Here is a 5,257-nt window from a genome sequence, read left to right as displayed (position 1 = left end):
TTGCGTTAACAGGCCCTAGGCTGGGTCAGTCGGGTGGCGCGCCGACTGCGCCAACTGCGCCGCCGCCAGTGCCGAGCCGAATGCCGGCTTCCCCGCGTGCGGCAGCAGTGCTCAGCGCCAGGCGTAGGCGAGCAGCAGCAGGGCGATCGCGATCACCCAGGCCGACAGGATGCGGCAGGCATGGAGTGCCCAGACCTGACGGCGCCGGACCACCAGCTCCTCGACGCCGACAGCCAGGACGGACAGCAGCAGGCAGGCGCCCGAGACCGCGCCGGCAAAGGCGGCGAATCGCGGCACGCCGGACAGTGAGGGGGCGCCCGATCCGAGCCCGATTGCCAGCCCCAGCAGCAGGGCCAGCAGGCTGCGCAGCAGCGCCGGCCCCTTGGAGCCGATCGCAGCGCCCGCCGCGCCGGCCGCCGCGAGCAAATAGAGCCAGGCATCCGTGTCGGGATCGCCGGCAAGCCGGGCCGACAGGGCGCCGGCGATCAGTCCGAGCAGCAAGCCGATCAGTGCCTGGCGCTGCGACTGCAAGGCGCCCTGCCCCAGCCACAGTGCCAGCCCGAGCAAGCCCAGCAGATGCGCGGGCGCCATCATGGGATGCAGGATGCCGTTATAGAACTCGCCGATGCCGGCCACGGAACCATGGGCCCGAGCCGCTTCGGGCCAGGTCATGGCAAGCAGCGCGGCACCCAGCAGATGGCGGGCAGGACCCAGGCGACTCACGGCGAGGGGCGAGAGAAAACGGCCACTCACAAGGCACCGCTCAGGAAGCCGACGCCGAGCAAGGAGATCAAGCCACCGCACAGGCGCACCGCCTTGAGCCCCAGCGGCCAGCGCACCGCCATGCCGATCAGGATGCCGCCCAGGTGCAGCAGGCCGGTCGCGACCATGAAGCCCGCCGTGAACAAGACGGGATTGGCGGCCTCGGGCAATTCAGCGCCATGGGCATGGCCATGGAAGATCGCGAAGGCGCCAACGACCACGGCGGCCAGCCAGAGTGGCGGCCTGAGCGCTGCGGCAACCATAGCGCCGATGACGATGGCCGAGGCAGCGATGCCCTCCTCGATGAAGGGCACCGGAACGGCCAGCAGACCCAGCACACCGCCGACGGCCATCACTGCAGGAAATACCACCGGCAGGGTCCAGACCGCCTTCTCGCCCATGAAGGCACCCCACAGGCCGACGGCCACCATCGCGACGACATGGTCCCAGCCGAGCACCGGATGCAGGAATCCACTGGTGAACCCGCCCGCCAGGCTGCTTGCATCGGCATGGGCATGGGCCGTGCCGGCCAGCCAGGTGGAGAGCAAGAGGATCGCGAGGGTTCTGAGGTGGGCGGTGGACATGACGGACAAGGGGGAAAGTTTCGAGCGCATGAAGGGTAAGTCGCTCGCGTGAATATTGCATGAATCCGCCCGCTAGCGATTTCATCGAGCTGAAATCATGCCGCCATAAACTGGTTTGCGATCAAGCCTTGGCCGAGAGCCAGAAACGCCACCCCGGCCAAGCGCCCCGAGATTCCTAGACATGCCGATGACACCAAGCCGCTGGCCCCTGGCCCTCCTGATCGCCCTGCTGCTGCCACTGGACGGCGCCCGCGCGGCACCGGGCGCCCATGTGCATGGGCACGCCAGTCTGCAGCTCGCCCTCGATGGCTCGAGGCTGACGCTCAGCCTGGAGAGCCCGCTGGAAGCGCTGCTGGGCTTCGAGCACAGCCCGCGCAATGCCGCCGAAGGCGAAGCCGTGCGCCGGCTCGGCCAGGGCCTGCGGCAGGCCGATGTCCTGTTCACGCTGAGTCCGGCCGCGCAATGTCGGCTCGAAGGGATGGAAATCAGCTCGGCTGCGCTGCCGACCGAGCTGCTGCGCGAGCCAATGCCCGCCGCCGCTGCCGGCAAGCCAGCCGATGCCAAGCAGGCCGGCAAGTCTTCGCCGGCTCCCGACGCGCATGGCGACCTGCTGGCCGAATACCGCTACCACTGCGCCCGGCCCGAACAGCTGCGCCGCCTGCAGACCGGTGCCTTCAAGGCCTTTGGCAAGCTGCGCCGGATCGAGCTCGAGCGGGTCACTGGCCGCAGCCAGGGCCTGCACCGGCTCACGCCCGGCCAGCCCGAGGTCAGCTGGTGAGCGGCAGCAAGACAGCAGCCAGCCTGCTGCAGGTCGAGTCGCTGCGCTTCGGCTGGAATGCGCGCAGCGCGCCGCTGCTCGACATCGAGGCGCTGAGCCTGACGGCGGGTGAATCGCTGTTCGTCTGCGGCCCGAGCGGCTGCGGCAAGAGCAGCCTGCTGGGCTTGCTCGGCGGCGTGCACCTGCCCCAGCAAGGCCGCATCCGGCTGCTCGGACGCGATCTGGTCAGCCTGGGCCGGCAGCAGCGCGACCGGCTGCGCGGCGACCATATCGGCTTCATCTTCCAGCAGTTCAACCTGATTCCCTACCTGAGCGTCGAGGAAAACGTGCTGCTGCCCTGCCGATTTTCCGCCCGGCGCGCCGAGCGCGCGCGCCAGCTCGATGCCGACCCGAGGCGCTCGGCCCAGCGCCTGCTGGAGCGGCTCGGGCTGGACCCGGCTCTGGCGCGGCGCCGGGCCATGGAGCTGTCGGTCGGCCAGCAGCAACGGGTGGCGGCGGCGCGTGCGCTGATCGGCAGCCCGGAACTGCTGATCGCCGACGAGCCGACTTCGGCGCTGGATGGCGACAGCCAGCAGGCCTTCCTCGAGCTGCTGGCCGAGGAGTCGAGGTGGGCCCGCAGCGCGCTGCTGTTCGTGAGCCACGACCGCGCGCTGGCCAGCCGCTTCGACCGCTGCCTCGAGCTGCAGCCGCCAGTCCGTTCGGCCCAGGGAGGCCGCTCGTGAAGGCGATGCTCTGGCTGGCGCTGCAGAGCGCCTGGAACCGGCGCCACACCCTGGGCCTGACCCTGGTCGCGCTGTCGCTGAGCGTGGCGATGCTGCTCGGTGTCGAGCGCGCGCGCGAGGCCGCCCGGCAGGGCTTCGCGCAGTCGATTGCCGGTACCGACCTGATCGTCGGCGCGCGCGGCAGCCCGGTGCAGCTGCTGCTGTATTCGGTGTTCCGCCTCGGCGAGGCCAGCCACGACATGAGCTGGAGCAGCTTCCAGCGACTGCGTGACGATCCGGCCGTGGCCTGGGTGATTCCGCTCACCCTGGGCGACTCGCACCAGGGCTTTCCGGTGCTGGGCACCAACCAGGACTATTTCGAGCATCTGCGCTATGGCGACCAGCTGCCGCTGGCGCTGGCTTCGGGCCGGCGCTTCGAGCAGCTGTTCGAGGTCGTGATCGGCGCCGAGGTGGCGCGCCAGCTCGGCTACAAGCTGGGCGACAGGCTGGCCCTGAGCCACGGCCAGGGGACTGAGGCCCTGGCCAGCCACGAGGACCTGCCCTTCGAGGTGGTCGGCGTGCTGGCACGCACCGGCACCCCGGTCGACCGGACCCTGCATGTGAGCCTGCAGGCACTCGAGGCCATCCACCTGGGCTGGCAGGGCGGCGCGCCGCTGCCCGGCCTCAGCATCCCGGCCCGGTTCGTGCAGAAGTTCGACCTCGAGCCCAAGCGCGTCACCGCCGCGCTGGTCGGGCTCGAGAACCGCGCCGGGGTGTTCCGGCTGCAGCGCGCGCTGCACCAGTATCCCGGCGAGGCCTTGCAGGCCGTGCTGCCCGGCGTGGCGCTGGACCAGCTCTGGAACCTGCTGGGCGTGGTGGAGCAGACGCTGGCGGGCGTCTCGCTGCTGGTGCTCGCGATGGGCCTGAGCACCATGGTCGCCATCGTCTGGGCCGGCCTGGGCGAACGCCGGCGCGAACTCGCCATCCTGCGTTCGGTGGGCGCCGGCCGGCGCCATATCGTCGCGCTGCTGGCGCTCGAAGGCCTGCTGCTCTCGCTGGCGGGCGCGCTGCTGGGCTATGGCCTGCTGGGACTGGCGGCCCAGGCGGCGGCCGGCTGGACCCAGTCCGAGCTCGGGCTGACGCTGCCGGCCTGGGGCACGCCAGCGCGCGAGCTCAAGCTGCTGGCCGGCGTGCTGCTGGCCGGGCTGTGCGCTTCCCTGCTGCCGGCCTGGCGCGCCGCCAGGCTGACCTTGTCGGACGGGCTGATGCCCAGACTCTGAAATCCATCACCATGACCCCTCTGCTGACCCATGCCCGCCCGCTCCTGCTGGGCGGCCTGCTGAGCCTGAGCGGCCTGCTGGTTCCGACCGGCACGGCCCAGGCGCAAGCCCAGCCGCGCTACCAGCTCGGCGAACGGCTGCCCGAAGCCGCTGCCGGCAGCGAGTCGGAGGGCTATCGCAGCCTGGGCTGGAATGCCCTGATGCCCAGGAACTGGAACCCGGCCCAGGCCTTCGAGGGGCTGGACTTTTCCGCCATGAGCGATGCCGACCCGCGCGCGGTGGAAGCGCTCAAGCGCCTGCAGCAGGCCTGGGAACAGGCGCCGGTCGAGCAGTCGCTCGACCGCCAGCGCGTGCGCATGACCGGCTTCGTGGTGCCGCTCGACGGCAGCCAGGGCGCGCTGCGGGAATTCCTGCTGGTGCCCTATTACGGCGCCTGCATCCACACGCCGCCGCCACCGGCCAACCAGATCGTGCATGTCAAGCTGGCCACGCCCGCGAAGGAGATCAAGCTGATGGACAGCGTGGCAGTGACCGGACTGATCCGGGTCCAGCACTCGAAGACCGAACAGGGCGCCTCGGGCTACACGCTGAGCGGCGACTCGGTCGCCCCGTTCCAGGCCAGGAAACGGCGCTCCTGAGGCGCTCGCCCGACGGCTCCGGATTTATGTCGGGCTCGCGCCGAATTCAGGCCGGGTTCAGGGCGTGCCGACCGAGATCGACACGTTCATCATGCCGGCCTTCTCGAACACCAGCACCAGCGGGTAGTTGCGCCCCCAGTGCAGGTCCTGCTTGCGGCCCTTGAGCAGCAGATGGGATTCGCTCGAGAAGAACTGCTCGCCACCGCCGGACTTGAGCTCGAGCCCGTCCAGCGCCTGGGAGTCGGCCGAGACGAAGGCCACCGACTCGGCGATCGGCGAGTAGGCGCGCAGCAGGCGGTCGCCCTCCTCGACCTCGCGCGTGGTGAAGTAGACCGGCACGTCGGCCTGCCCCTCCTCGCTGGCCACGGCCCAGGGGTGGAACAGGATGAAGTTGGGCGCAAAGTATTCATGCGCTACCGCCGGACCGGCGCAGGCGGAGCAGGCCAGCAGGCCGGCAAGGATCGATGGTTTGAGTTTCATGGACATGTCCTGGTGGTAACTATTCAGCCCCCCA

The 5,257-nt window shown here is 70.2% G+C and carries 7 protein-coding genes; 4 read left to right on the top strand and 3 right to left on the bottom strand.

From position 1 onward, the window contains the following. Positions 1-111: 111 nt before the first annotated feature. Both C6P64_RS05785 and C6P64_RS05780 read right to left on the bottom strand, forming a co-directional pair. Positions 112-672 carry a hypothetical protein gene (locus C6P64_RS05785; protein ID WP_146115863.1) on the bottom strand — a complete coding sequence of 187 codons (561 nt, stop codon included), beginning with the start codon at positions 670-672 and terminating at the stop codon, positions 112-114. A 77-nt stretch (positions 673-749) separates the two neighbouring features. After that, positions 750-1,346, bottom strand: coding sequence for a HupE/UreJ family protein (locus C6P64_RS05780; protein WP_211296800.1), 597 nt, complete (start codon positions 1,344-1,346; stop codon positions 750-752). A 181-nt stretch (positions 1,347-1,527) separates the two neighbouring features. On the opposite strand from C6P64_RS05780, the gene C6P64_RS05775 reads away from it, so the two are divergent. Genes C6P64_RS05775 through C6P64_RS05760 form a run of 4 tightly spaced genes read left to right on the top strand, consistent with a single transcriptional unit; the run spans position 1,528 to position 4,743 of the window. Beyond that, positions 1,528-2,124: a DUF2796 domain-containing protein gene (locus C6P64_RS05775; protein WP_105747647.1), complete on the top strand. Its 597-nt coding sequence runs from the start codon at positions 1,528-1,530 to the stop codon at positions 2,122-2,124. After that, the gene (locus C6P64_RS05770) at positions 2,121-2,846 is read left to right on the top strand and encodes an ATP-binding cassette domain-containing protein (RefSeq protein ID WP_245911638.1); all 726 of its coding nucleotides are present in this window, start codon (positions 2,121-2,123) and stop codon (positions 2,844-2,846) included. Before C6P64_RS05775 ends, C6P64_RS05770 begins: the two co-directional genes overlap by 4 nt. Then, entirely contained in the window at positions 2,843-4,105 is a 1,263-nt protein-coding gene (locus C6P64_RS05765) for an ABC transporter permease (RefSeq protein WP_105747646.1), read from the top strand. The genes C6P64_RS05770 and C6P64_RS05765 overlap by 4 nt, the downstream gene beginning before the upstream one ends. Positions 4,106-4,116: 11 nt before the next feature. Further along, positions 4,117-4,743 (top strand): DUF3299 domain-containing protein, encoded by a 627-nt coding sequence (locus tag C6P64_RS05760; RefSeq protein WP_105747645.1) that lies wholly within the window; start codon positions 4,117-4,119, stop codon positions 4,741-4,743. A 57-nt stretch (positions 4,744-4,800) separates the two neighbouring features. On the opposite strand, the gene C6P64_RS05755 is transcribed toward C6P64_RS05760, so the two are convergent. Next, positions 4,801-5,223, bottom strand: coding sequence for a copper chaperone PCu(A)C (locus C6P64_RS05755; RefSeq protein ID WP_170073049.1), 423 nt, complete (start codon positions 5,221-5,223; stop codon positions 4,801-4,803). Positions 5,224-5,257 lie beyond the last annotated feature (34 nt).

Source organism: Malikia granosa (genome assembly GCF_002980595.1).
Classification (GTDB): domain Bacteria; phylum Pseudomonadota; class Gammaproteobacteria; order Burkholderiales; family Burkholderiaceae_C; genus Malikia; species Malikia granosa.
Note: the sequence above shows the minus strand (reverse complement) of the source record. Positions and strands in the feature narration are given on the sequence as shown.

Bases quoted from the DNA above. Each gene is read 5' to 3' on its own strand.
- C6P64_RS05785 (WP_146115863.1), bottom strand. From the start codon at position 672: ATGACCTGGCCCGAAGCGGCTCGGGCCCATGGTTCCGTGGCCGGCATC.
- C6P64_RS05780 (WP_211296800.1), bottom strand. From the start codon at position 1,346: ATGTCCACCGCCCACCTCAGAACCCTCGCGATCCTCTTGCTCTCCACC.
- C6P64_RS05775 (WP_105747647.1), top strand. From the start codon at position 1,528: ATGCCGATGACACCAAGCCGCTGGCCCCTGGCCCTCCTGATCGCCCTG.
- C6P64_RS05760 (WP_105747645.1), top strand. From the start codon at position 4,117: ATGACCCCTCTGCTGACCCATGCCCGCCCGCTCCTGCTGGGCGGCCTG.
- C6P64_RS05755 (WP_170073049.1), bottom strand. From the start codon at position 5,223: ATGAAACTCAAACCATCGATCCTTGCCGGCCTGCTGGCCTGCTCCGCC.